We start from the raw sequence: 16,213 nt of genomic DNA, 5'->3' as shown, positions 1-16,213 counted from the left end.
CTCCCGAAGCCGGATATAGGCGCCACAAGAAATACTAGTTAAGCGGCATCCACCTGCTCATCGGTGCGAGCAGCCATGATAAAGTCATTTTTGTGCAGGCCCTTAGCCTCGTGACTCCACCAGGTAACCGTAACCTTACCCCATTCAGTCAGCAGTGCGGGGTGATGCCCCACCTCTTCAGCAATCGCGCCGACACGGTTGGTAAACGCCAGAGCCTGCTTGAAGTTACGAAACGTAAACACGCGTTCCAGCTGCATGATTCCGTCACGGGTCATCGGCGTCCAGTCAGGGATCTGCCGCAGCAGTCCTGGCAGTTCGTCATCACTCACCAGCGGCGCATCGGCACGACAGGCTTCACATTGTTGTTGAGCTAGTTCGGTCATGAATCGGTCCTCAAAACCTTGTTTATTATCGGCTCAATTGGGCCGGCCTCACTCTACCCGCCCCCCTTAACGAAACAAGTACAGGGCTCAAAAACGCATTTTATCCGGTTTTACCATCACAAAATGGAACCGCATGCTAAAAATATTGGACGATCTATAGCCACCGCAGCCTTGGGTCGACATCGGCAGATTAACGTGAGGATTGTCATGAAAGCACACCTCAGTCTATTACTACTTCTAGTATCTCTAGGAGCCTGTGAGCGCCAGCAAGTGGATAGAGAGCGCCTTCCTCCACCAGAGAAGGTTATCCTGGAGGAAATGCGCTCCGAGACAAACCTGGCATTCGAGCAGCTCTGTCAGCAATTTATACACGGCCTATGGAATCTATTCCCATCCTGGGCGCTCAGTGAAGGCTACTATGAAGTAGCCAAAGAGCTTCAGGTGCCCGATAAGAGTTATCGTGAATTTGTATTGGACTTTGCTCAAATCTATGAACGCAAATTTGCAGCCTTGGATAAAAGCCAGCTCAATATCAATTCACGCAGTAATCTCGCTCTTATAGAAAATTTTCTGCATCGACTGCAATGGCAATATACCCGCTTTAAGTCATACCAATGGGACCCATCCATATATAATGTTTCCCATTCTTTTGCCCTGATCCTAAACACCGACTATGCGCCACTTCTAAAGCGCCTACATACCGTTAGCACTCGTATGCTGCAAGTGCCCGAGTACTATCAGGCCGCTAAGGCAGCTATCTATCGTCCGGCAGCGCCACAGCTTGAATTAGCAATTCAACAGAGTACAGGCTCACTGGAAGTCTTTGGCGAAGAGCTGGAAAAAACGGTTAAAGAAAGTCAGATGCCTGCGGACGCAAAGGAGATTTTCCTGCGGCGAATGCACGATTCCCGCTTAGCGATTCAAAGCTATATCCACTTCCTACAAAACCTGCAAAAGAAATTGACTAAATCCGGAAAATTCCGTGATTTTCGTATCGGTGAAAAACTCTACGAAGAAAAATTCCAGTTTGATATCAATATTGGAATGAGCGCTGCTGAACTATACCAGCGCGCCATCATAGAGAAGCAGGTAACCCACGATAAAATGACCAAGCTTGCCGATCAACTCTGGCCAAAATACTTTCCTTCTGATTCCCCACCCAACGAGCCACTGGCAAAAATTGAAAAGCTGCTGAACAAGCTTTCCCAATATCATGCCACCAAAGAAACTTTCAAGAAAAAAGTAGAGCAACAGATCCCGGAGCTGGCAGAGTTTGTGACCGAAAAAAACCTGTTAAGCCTGGACAAGGAAAAGCCACTGGTAGTTCGAACAACTCCAGCCTATATGCAAGGCTTTGCTGTAGCTTCCATTAATGCGCCTGGCCCCTACCATAAAAATGCAAATACCTATTATAACGTGATGCCCATAGAGACCTACTCCGATCAACGGGCGGAGAGCTTACTGCGAGAGTACAACGACTATATCCTGCAGATACTCAATATCCATGAAGCGATCCCCGGGCACTACACTCAACTGGTTTACGCCAATCAGTCCCCCAGTATCCTGAAAACTATTCTCGGCAATACTGCCATGATCGAAGGCTGGGCCGTCTATGCGGAACGCATGATGCTGGATGCGGGTTACGGTAATTTTTCCCCCGAGCTGTGGCTGATGTACTACAAGTGGAACTTGCGCACTATCACTAATACCATTTTGGATTATGAGGTACAGGTAAAGGGTATCAGCCAAGCAGAGGCGATGAAGTTAATGGTCAGGGATGCCTTTCAACAACAGGCTGAAGCAGAGGGCAAATGGCGCAGGGCGACCTTAAGCCAAGTGCAGCTCACCAGCTATTTTGCTGGCTTTACAGATATTTTGGCCCTGCGTGAGGAAATCAAAAAGAAAATGGGCAACAACTTTAGTCTCAAGGGGTTCCACGAGATGTTCCTGAGCTATGGCAGTGCACCTATACCAATTATTCGCGAACTGATGCTGGCGGACTTAGCTGAGCAAGGCAATAAATTCCAATAAAAAAGGCCCCTGTTGGGGCCTTTTCTTTAAATGGCGGAAGCGTTACACCTCACCTTCGGCAATCTTGGCTTTCCAGATCAGCGGGCCAGTAGTGTGTACTGACTCACCCTGACTGTCGACAGCCACAGTTACCGGCATATCTTCTACTTCGAACTCGTAAATCGCTTCCATTCCCAGCTCAGGGAAGGCGATAACTTCGGAGCCTTTAATCGCCTGGGCAACCAGATAAGCAGCGCCACCGACGGCCATAAGGTATACCGCTTTATTATCGCGGATCGCCTCAATTGCCATGGGGCCGCGCTCCGCCTTACCGATCATCCCCGCCAAGCCGGTTTCTTCCAGCATAGTGCGAGTGAATTTATCCATACGGGTAGCGGTGGTTGGACCAGCGGGACCAACAACCTCATCGCGCACCGGATCTACCGGGCCTACGTAGTAGATAAAGCGGCCGGTGAGATCCACAGGCAACTTCTCGCCTTTGGCGAGGATATCTACCATTTTCTTGTGCGCCGCATCGCGACCAGTCAGCATCTTGCCGTTCAGCAGCAGGGTCTCACCGGGCTGCCAGCTTTGGATATCTTCTGCAGTAATGTTATTCAGGTTTACCCGACGGGTATTGCTGCCCGCTTCGCGGGTAATTTCCGGCCAGTCTTCCAACTTAGGCGGAGTCTGGCGTGCGGGCCCGGAGCCATCCAGGGTAAAGTGGGTGTGACGGGTAGCCGCGCAGTTGGGGATGATCGCTACAGCCTTGTTGGCAGCGTGGGTAGGATAATCCTTGATCTTCACATCCAACACAGTGGTCAGTCCACCCAGGCCCTGGGCACCGATGCCCAGTTTATTGACGGAATCATAGAGTTCCAGACGCAGCTCTTCAGCGCGGTTAGAGGCTCCGCGCTCTTGCAGCTCCTGAATGTCGATGGGGTCGAGCAGGGATTCTTTGGCCAACAGCATCGCTTTCTCAGCGGTACCGCCAATACCAATACCCAGCATGCCGGGCGGACACCAGCCGGCACCCATCTGCGGAACCATCTTCAGCACCCAGTCAACCACCGAGTCAGATGGGTTCAGCATCGCAAACTTGGTTTTGGCTTCGCTGCCGCCGCCTTTAGCTGCCACATAAACTTCTACGGTATCACCGGGAACGATTTCATAGTGAATCACCGCCGGAGTATTGTCTCCGGTATTCTTACGGGCACCATCTGGATCTTCCAGAATAGAGGCACGCAGCACGTTGCTGGCATTTTGATAGGCCCGGCGAACACCTTCGTTAACCATATCGGTAACGCTCATATCCGCTTCCCAACGCACATTCATGCCCACTTTCAACTTCACGGTGACAATGCCGGTATCCTGACAGATTGGGCGGTGGCCCTCGGCACACATGCGTGAGTTGATCAGGATCTGGGCCATGGCGTCCTTGGCCGCCGGGTTGACCTCTTTCTCATAAGCCTTGTTCAGGGCCTGAATGAAGTCCTGTGGGTGGTAGTAAGAAATAAATTGCAGCGCATCGGCCACGCTGCCGATCAGATCATCCTGGCGGATAGTGGTCATTGCCAACTCCGATTAACGTCTCGAGGCCGGCGATTCTACACGAAATGTAGGGTTATTGACCCAGATATTCCCAGAAATCCCATTCACCTTAAGGGAAAACGGAATAAAAAAGGCGGACACCAGGTCCGCCTTTTTTAACTCAACCGGAAAACTACATGGATGAAGCTGTGGAATCACCGCTGGACTGCAGGGAGCGAATCGCATCGCGAAGCTGCACCAGATCCTTATTCACCGAACGGCGGTAAGCATCGATAGACTCTACAGCCTCTTCATTCGCACCGACACGCATAGTCAGGTCACTGCGCACTGAAGCCAGCTGGCGCTCCAGGCGTGCAAGCTTGTCGGTCATCTCACGCTGGGAATCTGTATTGCCCTTGCGCAACTCTGCCAGCGAAGCCTCTACAGCGGCGATTTTCTTCACGCTGGACTCGAGGCCGCTGAGCTTTGTGCTAAGAGCGGCAACTTGCTTTTTGTTAGCTGCGACTGCTGTTTTATTTGCCGAGATACTCTTGCGGTTGGTGTCATAGGCAACACCCCACAGTTTGCGGATCTCCGAGGAGTTTTCCTTGGCTTTTGCATTCAGCACTTCGACCGATGCCGTAGATTCCTCATCGGAGAGGCTAAAGCGCTTCTCCAGTTCAGCAATACGGTTTTCCGCATCGGCAATACGAGTCTCAGCATCACTCAACAGGGTCCGGCTGTCCTGCCATTGCTGGTACAGGAAACCCGAGGCACCCAGGCCACCCATCGCCATAATCAGGGCACATAGCCCCAAGAAAGAGAAACCACCTCGGCGCTCCTCCACGATCACCTGGGGCTCTGGTGAATCACTCCTTTCTTCGCTGGTAGTGAGATCCAGTGATGGTTCAAGAGCGGCGCTGCCGCCCAGTGTGGGCTCTTTGCGTTGCATGGTTCGATACACCCGATAACTGTGCTGATGAGTCCGGTACCCGCCAGTTCTATGCTGCTCTTTCCGGTACCGTATTTTCAGAAATATATGACAATAGAATCCATTCAGATTCGTCGAATTCTGCGGCAGTTATACCAAAAATTGACGAAAAAGTAAGCGGTCGTCAGTAATAATAGACGACAGTCGAATAGAGCTGACAGCAAAAGCTTCCCCCCTTGTGTTTGAGGAAATCGTCCCAAACTTCCCTAATCCATCGCGCCGGCTTAATTCTGAGATGCGGCACGTGTAGAATGCCCTCACCAATAACCCTCAGACAAAGGAAGGAAAACACCATGGCTTTCGAATTGCCTGAACTCCCCTACGCTAAGAACGCCCTGGCACCGCATATCTCCGAAGAGACTTTGGAGTACCACTACGGCAAACATCATAAAACTTACGTAGACAAGCTGAACGGCCTGCTGGAAGGCACTGCTGACGCTGACAAATCTCTGGAAGACGTGATCAAGTCCTCTTCCGGTGGTGTGTTCAACAACGCAGCCCAGGTTTGGAACCACACTTTCTACTGGAACTGCCTGAGCCCTAACGGTGGCGGCGAAGCCACTGGCGCGATTGCCGAGGCTATCAACGCAGCCTTCGGTAGCTTCGACCAGTTCAAAGAAGCATTTACTACCAGTGCTGTGAACAACTTCGGCTCCGGCTGGACCTGGCTGGTAAAAAATGCTGACGGCTCAGTCGCTATTGTAAACACTTCCAACGCAGCAACCCCGCTGACTGAAGAAGGCGTTACTCCCCTGCTGACCTGCGATGTTTGGGAACACGCTTACTACATCGACTACCGCAACCTGCGCCCGAAGTACATGGAAGCTTTCTGGGCCCTGGTGAACTGGGAGTTTGTAAACCAGAACTTCGCTTAATCCCGAAGTCACCAGAAAAAGCGGGTCATGTGCCCGCTTTTTTTATTTCTTTAATGCCCTCCTCCCAATCAAATTCTCCCCACTACTGGCCAAATGCTGCTCCAGTCAGCACAATACCTGCTGATCTGCACTACACATCCCGCATAAAGTGTGGGGGATTTAGGCAATCAACCTAAAGAATGCCACTGGAGTGGCACAAATTAGCAACGAAGAACCGAACACTGGGAATATGCTCATGAAGTTGAAACCAACCCTGATCGCAGCCGCCATAAGCGCGCTGGTAATCAGCGGCTGTGACCGCGGCGCCCCGAACACAGCCGAGCAGAGTGCAACCGCCACAGCCACGGAAAGCACGGCGACTCAAGAAGTCGCAGGAAAAGTGGACCCAGCCGCAGTCAAGCGCGTAAACCAGATGTTCGAGGACTTCTTCCAGGAGCACCTCGCCCGCAGCCCCGAGTACAAAACTTTCCTGGGCAAAAAAGAAGACTACGATAAGTGGAACGACCTCTCCCCAGAGTTTGCCAAGGAAACCCTGGAGATCGACAAGCGCCAGCTGGCGGAACTGAATAAAATTGATCCTTCCACTCTGGATGACGCTACCCGCTTGAGCTTGCGCCTGGCAAAGCGCAACTGGCAACAGGATATCGATGGCTACAAGTGGCGCAATCACGGCTACCCCGTCAACCAGATGTATGCCACCCACACCAGCGCAGCATCGCTACTGATCAGCCAGCACCGTATCGATGATGTCAGCGATGCAGAAGCCTATATCGCCCGTTTGAATGGTATGCCCAAGTATTTCTCCCAGTTGGAAGAACAACTGAAAGCCAATGCTGCAGTCGGTACAATCGTACCTAAGTTCGTATTCCCTTACGTTATTAGTGATTCCCGCAACCTGATCACCGGCGCACCTTTTAACGGTGAAAAAGACAGCCCACTGTTTGCAGACTTTAAAGACAAAGTAGAAAAGCTGGAAATCAGTGAAGATCAGAAGAAATCACTGGTCGATAAAGCCAGCCAGGCCCTGACTGAAAGCGCCGGCCCCGCTTACGAAAAATTGATCAGCTACCTGCAAGAGCTTGAGAAAAAAGCCAACACTGACGACGGCGCCTGGAAACTGGCAGACGGCGAAGAGTTCTATAAATTCCGCCTCGGTGTTTACACCACTACGGATATGACTGCCGATGAGATCCACCAAACCGGTCTTAAGGAAGTTGCCCGTATTCACGACGAAATGCGCGAGATTATGCGCAAGGTGAAGTTCGAAGGTAACTTGCAGGAATTCTTCGAATTCATGCGCACCGACAAGCAGTTCTACTACCCCACCACTGAGGAAGGTAAAGCGGAATACCTGGAAAAGGCCACCGCAATTATCGACACTATGAAGGGCCGCCTGGATGAACTGTTTATCACCAAGCCCAAAGCCGATCTCGATGTAAGAGCCGTAGAAGCCTTCCGCGAAAAGTCTGCGGGTAAGGCCTTCTATCAGCGCCCGGCTCCCGATGGTTCGCGCCCCGGCATCTACTATGCCAACTTGTACAATATGGAAGATATGCCGTCTTACCAGATGGAAGCATTGGCTTACCACGAAGGTATCCCCGGCCACCATATGCAGCTTTCTATCGCTCAGGAATTACAGGATATTCCCAAGTTCCGTAAATACGGTGGTTACACTGCTTATACCGAAGGCTGGGGCCTCTACTCCGAGCTGGTACCCAAGGAGTTGGGCTTCTATGAAGATCCCTACTCTGACTTTGGACGCCTGGCTATGGAACTGTGGCGCGCTGGCCGATTGGTGGTAGACACCGGCCTTCACGCCAAGAAATGGACCCGCGAGCAAGCGATCGACTACCTCGTAGAGAACACCCCGAACCCGAAAGGCGACGTGGTTAAAGCGATCGAGCGCTATATCGTGATGCCTGGCCAAGCGACCGCATACAAAATCGGTATGCTGAAAATTGTCGAGCTGCGTGAAAAAGCCAAAACAGAACTGGGTGATCAGTTTGATGTTCGCGGCTTCCACGACACTATCCTGGCCAGTGGCCCAGTCCCCTTGGATGTACTGGAAGAACTGGTTAATGAGTGGGTTGCAAAAGTAAAAACCCAACAATAATTAATAGAAGCGGCAGATAAGTACCTGATAACTACTTGTCTGTCTTTTTCTTATCGTCAGTAGAGCATTGCAGAAATAATAATTCTGTATAGTTTTTACAATACGGCATTTATTGTTTTACAGGGAAGTCCGGAATGACACTCCGGACTTCTTATTAAACAATCACCAGCTCCCAGCATGATTGGCACTGGGGTCTTATTTCAACTCCCCCTATTTTCAGCTCACCTTAGCCGCCACTGTCGTATAAAAGCACCAAAATAAAACATACCCAGTATTCCCCATACCAAAAAAGTGCACCGCTCTGAGTTTCTGCTGAATTTATATCCACAAAACCAAATAATGGGATGCTTTTACATAAAAAAGTCCATTAACTGCAAAAATAATGATAAAAAAGTAAGAGCTACTCTTTGAACGCAAGGATTGTACTCATGAAGTTAAAAGTAACTCTGATTGCAGCGGCAGTAAGCTCACTCATCCTCACGGGCTGCAACGATAGTACCAACAATGCAGATGCACATAAGATTGCCCCCTTAGAGGAAAGTGCACTTAATCAGTCACCTCCCCCGAAAGTCAGCAAAGAAATGAGTGAGGCCAGCAAGAAGGTCAATTTGCTATTCGATAAGTTCTTCCAGGAGCATCTAGACCGCAGCCCTGAATTCAAAACATTCTTGGGTCTGAAAGAGGAGTACGGCAAATGGAATGATCTAACTCCTGAATTTGCGCAAGAAACCCATGAAATTAATAAGCGTCAATTATCCGAGCTGAATAAAATTGATCCCGCTATACTGGATCGACCTACCCAACTTAATCTTCGACTGGCAAAACGCACTTTGCAACAAGAGATCGAAGCCTATAAGTGGCGAAATCATAATTACCCAGTCAACCAAATGTTCGCCATCCATACCGGCGCCGCTTCAACACTTATCAGCCAGCACCGTATCGATAACATTAGGGATGCCGAAGCTTATATTTCCCGCTTAAATAGAATTCCCCAGTATTTCGCACAGCTGCAAGACCAACTGGAGGAAAACGCCAAAGCTGGCACCACTATTCCAAAATTCGTTTTCCCCTATGTTATTGGAGATGCACAAAACCTAATTACTGGTGCTCCTTTTGACAGAAAAAAGGACAGCCCTCTATTTGCTGACTTTAAGGGAAAAGTAGAAAATCTCGATATTAGTAAAGAGCAGAAAAAGTCCTTAATAAATAAAGCTAAAATAGCACTAAAAGACAACACTGGTCCCGCCTATAAAACCCTAATCGACTACCTGCAAGAGCTTGAGATACGCGCCACTACTGATGATGGCGCCTGGAAACTGGCAGATGGCAGTGACTTTTATAATTTTCGTCTCGGCTTTTACACATCTACCGATATGACAGCCGAAGAAATTCATAGGATTGGCCTTGAAGAAGTGACTCGCATCCATGATGAGATGCGTGAAATTATGCGTAAAGTAAAATTCGAAGGTAAGTTGAAAAACTTCTTCGAATTCATGCGCACCGACCAGCAATTTTATTACCCGACCACTGAACAGGGGAAAGCTGCATATCTTGAGAAGGCTACTACCATTATCGATACCATGAAGGGTAGGCTGGACGAGTTATTTATCACCAAACCTAGAGCGGACCTCGATGTGAGAGCGGTAGAACCATTCCGGGAGAAATCTGCCGGTAAAGCTTTTTACCTGCAACCTGCTGCCGACGGATCACGCCCAGGCATCTACTATGCCAACCTCTACAACATGGACGATATGCCCAGTTACCAGATGGAAGCACTGGCATACCACGAGGGTATCCCCGGCCACCATATGCAGCTCTCTATCACCCAGGAATTACAGGATATCCCTAAATTCCGCAAATATGGTCACTATACCGCCTATACCGAGGGTTGGGGCCTTTACTCTGAAATGGTGCCAAAAGAGATGGGACTCTACCAAGACCCCTACTCAGATTTTGGGCGCCTCGCCATGGAGTTGTGGCGAGCAGGACGCCTTGTAGTCGATACCGGAATTCACACTAAGAAGTGGACCCGAGAACAAGCCATACAATACCTGATGGAAAACACCCCTAATCCTGAGGGGGATGTGATTAAAGCAGTCGAGCGCTATATCGTATTACCCGGCCAGGCAACAGCCTACAAAATTGGCATGCTCAAAATTTTACAGCTCCGCGAGAAAGCCAAAAAAGAACTGGGAGAAAAGTTTGATATTCGCCAATTCCACAATGCAGTTCTGGCCAACGGCCCAGTACCACTGGATGCCCTGGAGGAAATTATTGACGAGTGGATAGCAAACACCAGAACTCCAAAAGTATAACTAAAAGGTTAAAACAGAATTAAAAAAGGCCACTATCTGTGGCCTTTTTTGTTTGAGCTATTAGTGAACACCTAACAATTCGAGAGCCAAATATACACGAGGACAAGCGATATACTTGGTTTACCTGCATTTTTAGAACCCTATAGCTCAAGGTTGAAAGCCCCAGCTAACAGCACGCACTCTTGTACTGCAAACCGCTGCAGCATGTAGAATGATCCTATTTCTTAAGTATCGCATGGCTTAGTGATACTGTGCTCAGTTGGCTGCGGGGTGATAGTCATAACTTTTACTTCGCTAGGTGTTTCAAATCGGTGCCAGATACCTTTTGGTATTACCAATATTTGCCCGGCTGATAATTCGTTCCGCTTCTCATCACCGTTAACGAGAAGAATTAGAGCTGTTTCCCCACCTATAACTTGAACAAACTCATCTCCATTGGTGTGTCTTTCCCACTCGCTATTCCCTGAATAGTGGGCTACGTATATTCCACCATCCCTATACTCGGACAATAAGGCAAATGCATCTTTAGCTTCCTCATCCGTTGTTTCGGGAGTTCTTCCTATTAGAAATTTAACTCTAGAAAACCCATCATCTATCGTAATAGCTTTTGACTTCGGCACTTACCAACCCCTTACAAGTACTACTCTTACTACTGGGGTGGAAGGAAAGAATACACCGCACTCGAGACACGCTGTGAATACATCCCTGTAAGCTCTTAATCGGCATCCATGCCTCATAGGGTCCTAAGCGCGGTGTATTCTTCCCTTCTCCCTTTTTAGTTACTAAAACCACATAATCCGAGCACCTTCACCCTTTCTAGCGGTAAAGATGCTCAAACTTTTAAGTTACTCTTTTGACGATCCTATAGCCGAATACTCTGCAAAAGTGAATCCTAACTCTTGTTGGTTGCTATCCACTGATCTACCTGCTGCTCCAACACTGCCAATGGCAAAGCGCCATTGGTGAGAACTACATTGTGGAACTGGCGGATATCAAACTGGCTACCAAGCGCTTCTTTAGCGCGTTCACGCAACTCAAGAATCTTCAGCATACCGGTTTTGTAGGCCAGTGCCTGGCCGGGCCAAACCATATATCGCTCGATCTCGGTGGTGACTTCAGACTCAGTCATACCGGTCTTTTCCAGCATATACTCAATCGCTTGCTCACGACTCCAGCGCTTATAGTGTATTCCAGTATCCACGACCAACCGCACAGCCCGGAACATTTCCGCCTGCAACCGACCCAAATCATCGTAGGGGTTTTCCTGGAAACCGGCTTCTTTAGCAAGCTTCTCAGAGTACAGTGCCCACCCTTCCGAGTAAGCATTAAACAACCCCATTTTACGGAAAGTCGGCACACCTTTTAGCTCTTGTGCAATTGCCAACTGGAAGTGATGCCCAGGCACCGCTTCATGGTAAGCCAAGGTACGCATTCCAAACTTTTTGGTTTCATGAACATCCCGCAAATTTGCATAAAATACCCCGGGGCGAGACCCGTCCATTGCTGGAGGATTGTAGTAGGCTCCCGCAGAACCTTGCTCTTTAAACTCTGGGACTCGGCGCACCTCAACACCCATTTTGGGTTTTAAATCAAAATAGTCACCCAGGCCCGCATCAATTTCATCAATCATTACCTGGTAATCGGCAATAATTTTCTCTCGTCCTAAATCTGAATCCTCATAAAGAAACTGGGGATCATTATTCAGTGCAGAAAAACGTTCGCTAATAGTGCCACTGGTTCTACCAACGGATGAAAAAATTTCATTCATTTCCGTTTCAATTCTTGCAACCTCTTCCAATCCAATACGATGGAGTTCCTCCGGTGCAATATCTGTACTGGTAAAGTTGCGTACTTGATAGACATAGTAGGCATCCCCATCCGGCAATGCCCAAACACCATTGTTCTCTCCAACTTTTAACCGGAGAGTACTGAAATAATCGATTAGCCCTTGATACGCGGCGTAAACTTCTGTACCAATCAGCAACTCAGCTTGGCTGAGAATACCTTCCCGCTCCTGTTTATCCAGCTTTTCAATTTTGTTAAGTCGCTCCAGTAATGAGGTATAAAGTATATTTTCTTTTACCGGCGCGGCGATAAAACCCTGCATTTCCTCTAAAACACTATCGACAACAAAGCGCGGGGGCAGGATATCTTTCTCTTCCCTTATCTTCAGACCATCCAGCAATTGATCAAACTTACGTCCGACCTCTCCCAGACGAGACAAGTAATAATCAGCTTCTTTTACATTGTTGATCTGATGTACTTCAGCGAGAAACTCCGGCAACCTATTCTGCTCACCCGACATTTGGTTAAGCGGGTAATCATGGTGCCTCCAGCGTTCAACTTCCGTCTTTATACTGAGAAGATGCTCTAACACATCATAGGAAATGGCCTGCTGCCCTTCCAAACTTTCGCGATCATAGCTGCGCAATACCGCCAGCTCGCTCTTCATCATTTCAATAACACGCAACTGCTCTTCTTCAGACAAATCATCGAGATGCGCATTGTGTCCATCAATTCCAAATTGTTCCAAAATTCTAATTTGTGAAAGGATTTCCGGACTGCTACTGCCGATTTTTATAAAGACACGCTCAAAAAATACATCTATAGACCAAGGCTTGAAATAAACTGCATTAATAGCAAAAGCAGAAACTGCCAAAACCCCCACGAAAAATAAGCCGCCAAACCATTTGGCAATAGTCTTAATCATTATATTTCTCCCGAATTCTTAGCTGTAATTTTGTCCCGGTATCAGGATCACCTCAACTCCCGCAGCAGAGAATTCCGATAGAGCGATCAGCGCAGGGGCCAAGCTGAATTAGACCCATAATTCACAACTATTTTATCGGCGATACAAAGTCACTGGGCTTCAGAGCCAGCAGGGAGCAACTGACCTTCTGCAATATATTCTCTGCAGTATTCCCCATAATGAAACCGGGAATACCCGCCCGTCCAACAGTGCCCATAACCAGCAAGTCGAGACCTTCTTCATCAATCAGCAATGGAATAAAGTTATCTGGATGGGCAACCACATGGTGAATACGTATTTCCCCCTCAATTCCGGATGCACGTATCAATACATCGAGCTTTGATCGGTGTTGGGCCCGCGCTGATTCAGTGGCCTCATCCAACTCTTCCTCAGAAGCGCTCAAGGGAAAATGGCGCCGCAAGTATTCATCGATATCGAAGTCCCAACAGGAAATAACGTTCAACACCCCACTGCAACTGTCAGCGAGTACTCGCGACCAACGCAGCAACCGGATCGCCAAGTCATAAGTGCTGCCATCCTCGCATTCAGGGTCGAGAGCTACAGCCACCTGAATCTTGTTGCGATGTTCCTTGATTGGGCGGCACAGCCATACCGGGCAGGGACACTTTCGCAGCAGATCCATATCCATTGCCTTGAAGCCCTTAAGCTGGCTGCGACCCTCAACATTCTTGATCACCAGGTCATAGCCCTCAGCCAATACCCGGCGGATCACCCGCTCGGCAGGTCGGGCACCACAATCTGACTCAATCTCCAAATTGGTCCTTTCCGCCGATAACTCCATATGTACGCGGGCCGACTCAATTTCACTCCTGACCCTATCAAGCATTGTCCTCACACAGAGCCGACTAAACTCCTCAAACCCCTCCGGCACCTTCGGACAGACCAGTAAAACCTTAATCTCCGCCTGATGATTGCGCGCCACTGCAAAAGCCTGCATGAGTCCGCTGCTTTCATCCTCAGCAGCATGGCTGACATACAGGATTTTATGAATGTTTGGCATAACGCTGCCCTCAACCAGAGATATTTGGGAGCAAACAGGGGCAAGACTCACCATAAACCCACTCGCTGCCTCAAATTGGTATCGTGAGTAGAGCAGATTTCACACGGAAATACACAGGTGAAGGAGATGGCGCAGGAGCAGATAGGGAAGGTGAAGTGAGTAAACACAAACCATATTAGACGGAAAAAGCGTCAAGTGTCGCTATAACACGAGACAGAGGAGCCCAAATGAGCTCAGGAGGCTAAAGCAGGTCGGCCAGAGTCCAATGCTGGGGTCAGATATCCAAAACCTGCTTAACAAAAGGAATGGTGATTTTACGCTTAGCCATAAGTGAAGCCCGGTCCAGCTCCTCCAGACACAGAAAGAGTGCTCGAGTATCCCTCGGGGCGCGGTGCAATATGTACTGGGCCACATCTTCCGGCAGGTCAAAACCGCGCAGACGGCTGCGACGGCGCAGGGCGGCAACTTTATCGCTGTCATTCAGGGTTTTGAGCTGGAACACCAGGGACCAGTGCAGGCGTGACTGCAGATCAGCCAGGGCAATATCCATACCGCGGGGTGACTTGCGAGCCCCCATTAATAATTGCCTGCCGCCATCCTTAACTCGGTTATAGAGATGGAAAATAGCGGTCTGCCACTCGGGCTGCCCCTCCAACAAATGAACGTCATCTATACAGACAAGGTCCAGGCGTTCGAGTCCGTCGAGAATAACAGCCGGGTCCATATTCATTAGGTCTGCGAGAGGGAGATAATGGAAAGAGCGACCATTGGCCTCTGCGCACTGACAAGCAGACTGAAGCAAGTGGCTAATACCACTACCCGCCTCACCCCAAATGTAAATTACAGACTCGGGATTCTCGCCACTGGCAAAAGACTGCAGCAGGGCAACTACCTGTCGATTTGGATCTGAATCCGACAGGTAGAAGTTATCAAAAGTGGCGTCATCCCGCAGGGATACCCCCAGCGGCAATTGTTGCGGAATACTCATCTCAATCCCAGTGATAGCGCAACGGATTCTCAGCGCTGCCCAAGGGTGAACGGTATCCATTCAGGTTAATGGCGTCTCCGTCCGCTTGTGCTCGCAATTTATGGTTTAGAGCCAGGGTATCACGCAAATTGCTCAACCCTGCCGAAGTGACCAGTGCCAGGCGCATTCGGTCCCCTTCAACAGAGAGCAGGTTAGCACTGCTGACCTGTGCCAACCCCTGTAGATAACCAGATGCCTTGGCATAATCAGCAAAACTGTCGATACCAGACAACTCAACAATCACCGCGCCTAACTGATTGTCCTGGCCATTCGGGGACACCGCATAGCGCTGAGCGAGAATATTGGCCAGTTGGTTAACGCCGCGCAGAGCGACCTCTTCCAGCGAACCTCCGGCAGTATCGAAGGCATAGCTGCGACCGCCGTGAATTAGCAACCAATCTGCCTGCCAGCGATGGCCCGAAGCTTGAAGCACCCGGCCCATCAAAGTGGCATCGGGGCTATAGCGAAAGCCCGCCTTCTCAGCTGCCTGCTCATCCTGGGCCCAGAGAGCTCCCAAAGGCATATTGCGCTGGTCATTGAGATCCATTACCGGGAAATCCAGGGGGACACCGCGCTCGATAGCCATTGCCTCAAGTACAGAGAAGAGCTCCGGGGTCGCTTCTTCACTCAGAGCACTGCGGCCCTCTTGCAGGGTATCTACTGCAAGCCACACCAAAGTGCCGGGGCGATTGTTAGGCCACATGGGCAAGTTCATTTGATTAACTTGCCGGGAGATCGCTTGGGGATCAAAGGAAAGGTGCAAGTAGAGCTGATTGTCCTCACGGGTATAGCGATACCCTTGAACAAACTGCTGTGCATTTTTTAATATCGGCTGCACATTTGGGTTACTACCGACAGCGGCATCTCCCGTAACACGTACGAACACCCGTTCCAGGCCGCGACTTCCGGCTGCTGCACGATCCGTGGCTCCGCGACTCGACACAGCCTCGACAACTTCGTACAAATCCGAGATGACTCGAGCTTGGACCGGTAGGGCTAGAACACTGATGATCAGAGCCAGCAACTGCAACACCAATCCCTGCCGGAGCAGCTTGTGCATAGGACTTCTCTCCAAACCTCTTATTTTCCGCCCCTGAGCTTGCAGAAATTATTATCGATGTGCAAGACGCCAGATTTTAGGGCGGACTAAAAATTGCGGCTATTGTATCAGCGTCAGACGTTTCTCTCAGCCCCGAGTT

12 protein-coding genes are annotated in these 16,213 nt (G+C 49.5%); 4 read left to right on the top strand and 8 right to left on the bottom strand.

The annotated features are described in order from the left end of the window. Positions 1-38 precede the first annotated feature (38 nt). On the bottom strand, positions 39-383 hold the full coding sequence (locus tag QT397_09440; GenBank protein ID WNZ57542.1) for a 4a-hydroxytetrahydrobiopterin dehydratase: 345 nt from the start codon (positions 381-383) through the stop codon (positions 39-41). A 207-nt stretch (positions 384-590) separates the two neighbouring features. Here QT397_09440 and QT397_09435 point away from each other — a divergent pair, with 207 nt between their 5' ends. Continuing rightward, a complete protein-coding gene (locus QT397_09435; protein ID WNZ57541.1) occupies positions 591-2,414 on the top strand; it encodes a DUF885 domain-containing protein in 1,824 nt (607 codons plus the stop codon). Positions 2,415-2,456: 42 nt separating this feature from the next. Here the strand turns inward: QT397_09435 and QT397_09430 are convergent, their stop codons facing one another. Together QT397_09430 and QT397_09425 are read right to left on the bottom strand one after the other, a co-directional pair. Continuing rightward, complete coding sequence (locus QT397_09430) at positions 2,457-3,965, bottom strand: fumarate hydratase (protein ID WNZ57540.1); 1,509 nt, start codon at positions 3,963-3,965, stop codon at positions 2,457-2,459. Positions 3,966-4,116: 151 nt separating this feature from the next. After that, entirely contained in the window at positions 4,117-4,875 is a 759-nt protein-coding gene (locus tag QT397_09425; protein ID WNZ57539.1) for a hypothetical protein, read from the bottom strand. A gap of 332 nt (positions 4,876-5,207) precedes the next feature. Between QT397_09425 and sodB the strand changes: the two genes are divergently transcribed. The 3 genes from sodB (at position 5,208) to QT397_09410 (ending at position 10,217) form a co-directional block, all read left to right on the top strand. Next, complete coding sequence (sodB, locus tag QT397_09420; protein WNZ57538.1) at positions 5,208-5,789, top strand: superoxide dismutase [Fe]; 582 nt, start codon at positions 5,208-5,210, stop codon at positions 5,787-5,789. 235 nt (positions 5,790-6,024) lie between these two features. After that, positions 6,025-7,902 (top strand): DUF885 domain-containing protein, encoded by a 1,878-nt coding sequence (locus tag QT397_09415; protein WNZ57537.1) that lies wholly within the window; start codon positions 6,025-6,027, stop codon positions 7,900-7,902. A 428-nt stretch (positions 7,903-8,330) separates the two neighbouring features. Next, positions 8,331-10,217, top strand: a complete 1,887-nt coding sequence (locus QT397_09410) for a DUF885 domain-containing protein (GenBank protein ID WNZ57536.1) — start codon at positions 8,331-8,333, stop codon at positions 10,215-10,217. A 224-nt stretch (positions 10,218-10,441) separates the two neighbouring features. Here the strand turns inward: QT397_09410 and QT397_09405 are convergent, their stop codons facing one another. The 5 genes from QT397_09405 to QT397_09385 all read right to left on the bottom strand — a co-directional run bounded on the left by QT397_09405 (position 10,442) and on the right by QT397_09385 (position 16,074). Continuing rightward, the gene (locus QT397_09405; GenBank protein WNZ57535.1) at positions 10,442-10,837 is read right to left on the bottom strand and encodes a cupin domain-containing protein; all 396 of its coding nucleotides are present in this window, start codon (positions 10,835-10,837) and stop codon (positions 10,442-10,444) included. 272 nt (positions 10,838-11,109) lie between these two features. Then, positions 11,110-12,927, bottom strand: coding sequence for a DUF885 domain-containing protein (locus QT397_09400; protein ID WNZ57534.1), 1,818 nt, complete (start codon positions 12,925-12,927; stop codon positions 11,110-11,112). A gap of 127 nt (positions 12,928-13,054) precedes the next feature. Further along, positions 13,055-13,987 carry a universal stress protein gene (locus tag QT397_09395; GenBank protein WNZ57533.1) on the bottom strand — a complete coding sequence of 311 codons (933 nt, stop codon included), beginning with the start codon at positions 13,985-13,987 and terminating at the stop codon, positions 13,055-13,057. A gap of 274 nt (positions 13,988-14,261) precedes the next feature. Next, the gene (hda, locus tag QT397_09390) at positions 14,262-14,975 is read right to left on the bottom strand and encodes a DnaA regulatory inactivator Hda (protein ID WNZ57532.1); all 714 of its coding nucleotides are present in this window, start codon (positions 14,973-14,975) and stop codon (positions 14,262-14,264) included. A 1-nt stretch (position 14,976) separates the two neighbouring features. Next, positions 14,977-16,074, bottom strand: coding sequence for a DUF2066 domain-containing protein (locus QT397_09385; GenBank protein ID WNZ57531.1), 1,098 nt, complete (start codon positions 16,072-16,074; stop codon positions 14,977-14,979). Positions 16,075-16,213 lie beyond the last annotated feature (139 nt).

This window comes from Microbulbifer sp. MKSA007 (assembly GCA_032615215.1).
Taxonomy (GTDB): domain Bacteria; phylum Pseudomonadota; class Gammaproteobacteria; order Pseudomonadales; family Cellvibrionaceae; genus Microbulbifer.
The sequence above is the reverse complement of the archived record's forward strand: the minus strand, read 5'-3'. Positions and strand labels throughout refer to the sequence as shown.

Bases quoted from the DNA above. Each gene is read 5' to 3' on its own strand.
- QT397_09425 (WNZ57539.1), bottom strand. From the start codon at position 4,875: ATGCAACGCAAAGAGCCCACACTGGGCGGCAGCGCCGCTCTTGAACCA.
- QT397_09415 (WNZ57537.1), top strand. From the start codon at position 6,025: ATGAAGTTGAAACCAACCCTGATCGCAGCCGCCATAAGCGCGCTGGTA.
- QT397_09410 (WNZ57536.1), top strand. From the start codon at position 8,331: ATGAAGTTAAAAGTAACTCTGATTGCAGCGGCAGTAAGCTCACTCATC.
- QT397_09440 (WNZ57542.1), bottom strand. From the start codon at position 383: ATGACCGAACTAGCTCAACAACAATGTGAAGCCTGTCGTGCCGATGCG.
- QT397_09430 (WNZ57540.1), bottom strand. From the start codon at position 3,965: ATGACCACTATCCGCCAGGATGATCTGATCGGCAGCGTGGCCGATGCG.
- QT397_09435 (WNZ57541.1), top strand. From the start codon at position 591: ATGAAAGCACACCTCAGTCTATTACTACTTCTAGTATCTCTAGGAGCC.
- QT397_09385 (WNZ57531.1), bottom strand. From the start codon at position 16,074: ATGCACAAGCTGCTCCGGCAGGGATTGGTGTTGCAGTTGCTGGCTCTG.
- sodB (WNZ57538.1), top strand. From the start codon at position 5,208: ATGGCTTTCGAATTGCCTGAACTCCCCTACGCTAAGAACGCCCTGGCA.
- QT397_09400 (WNZ57534.1), bottom strand. From the start codon at position 12,927: ATGATTAAGACTATTGCCAAATGGTTTGGCGGCTTATTTTTCGTGGGG.
- QT397_09395 (WNZ57533.1), bottom strand. From the start codon at position 13,987: ATGCCAAACATTCATAAAATCCTGTATGTCAGCCATGCTGCTGAGGAT.
- hda (WNZ57532.1), bottom strand. From the start codon at position 14,975: ATGAGTATTCCGCAACAATTGCCGCTGGGGGTATCCCTGCGGGATGAC.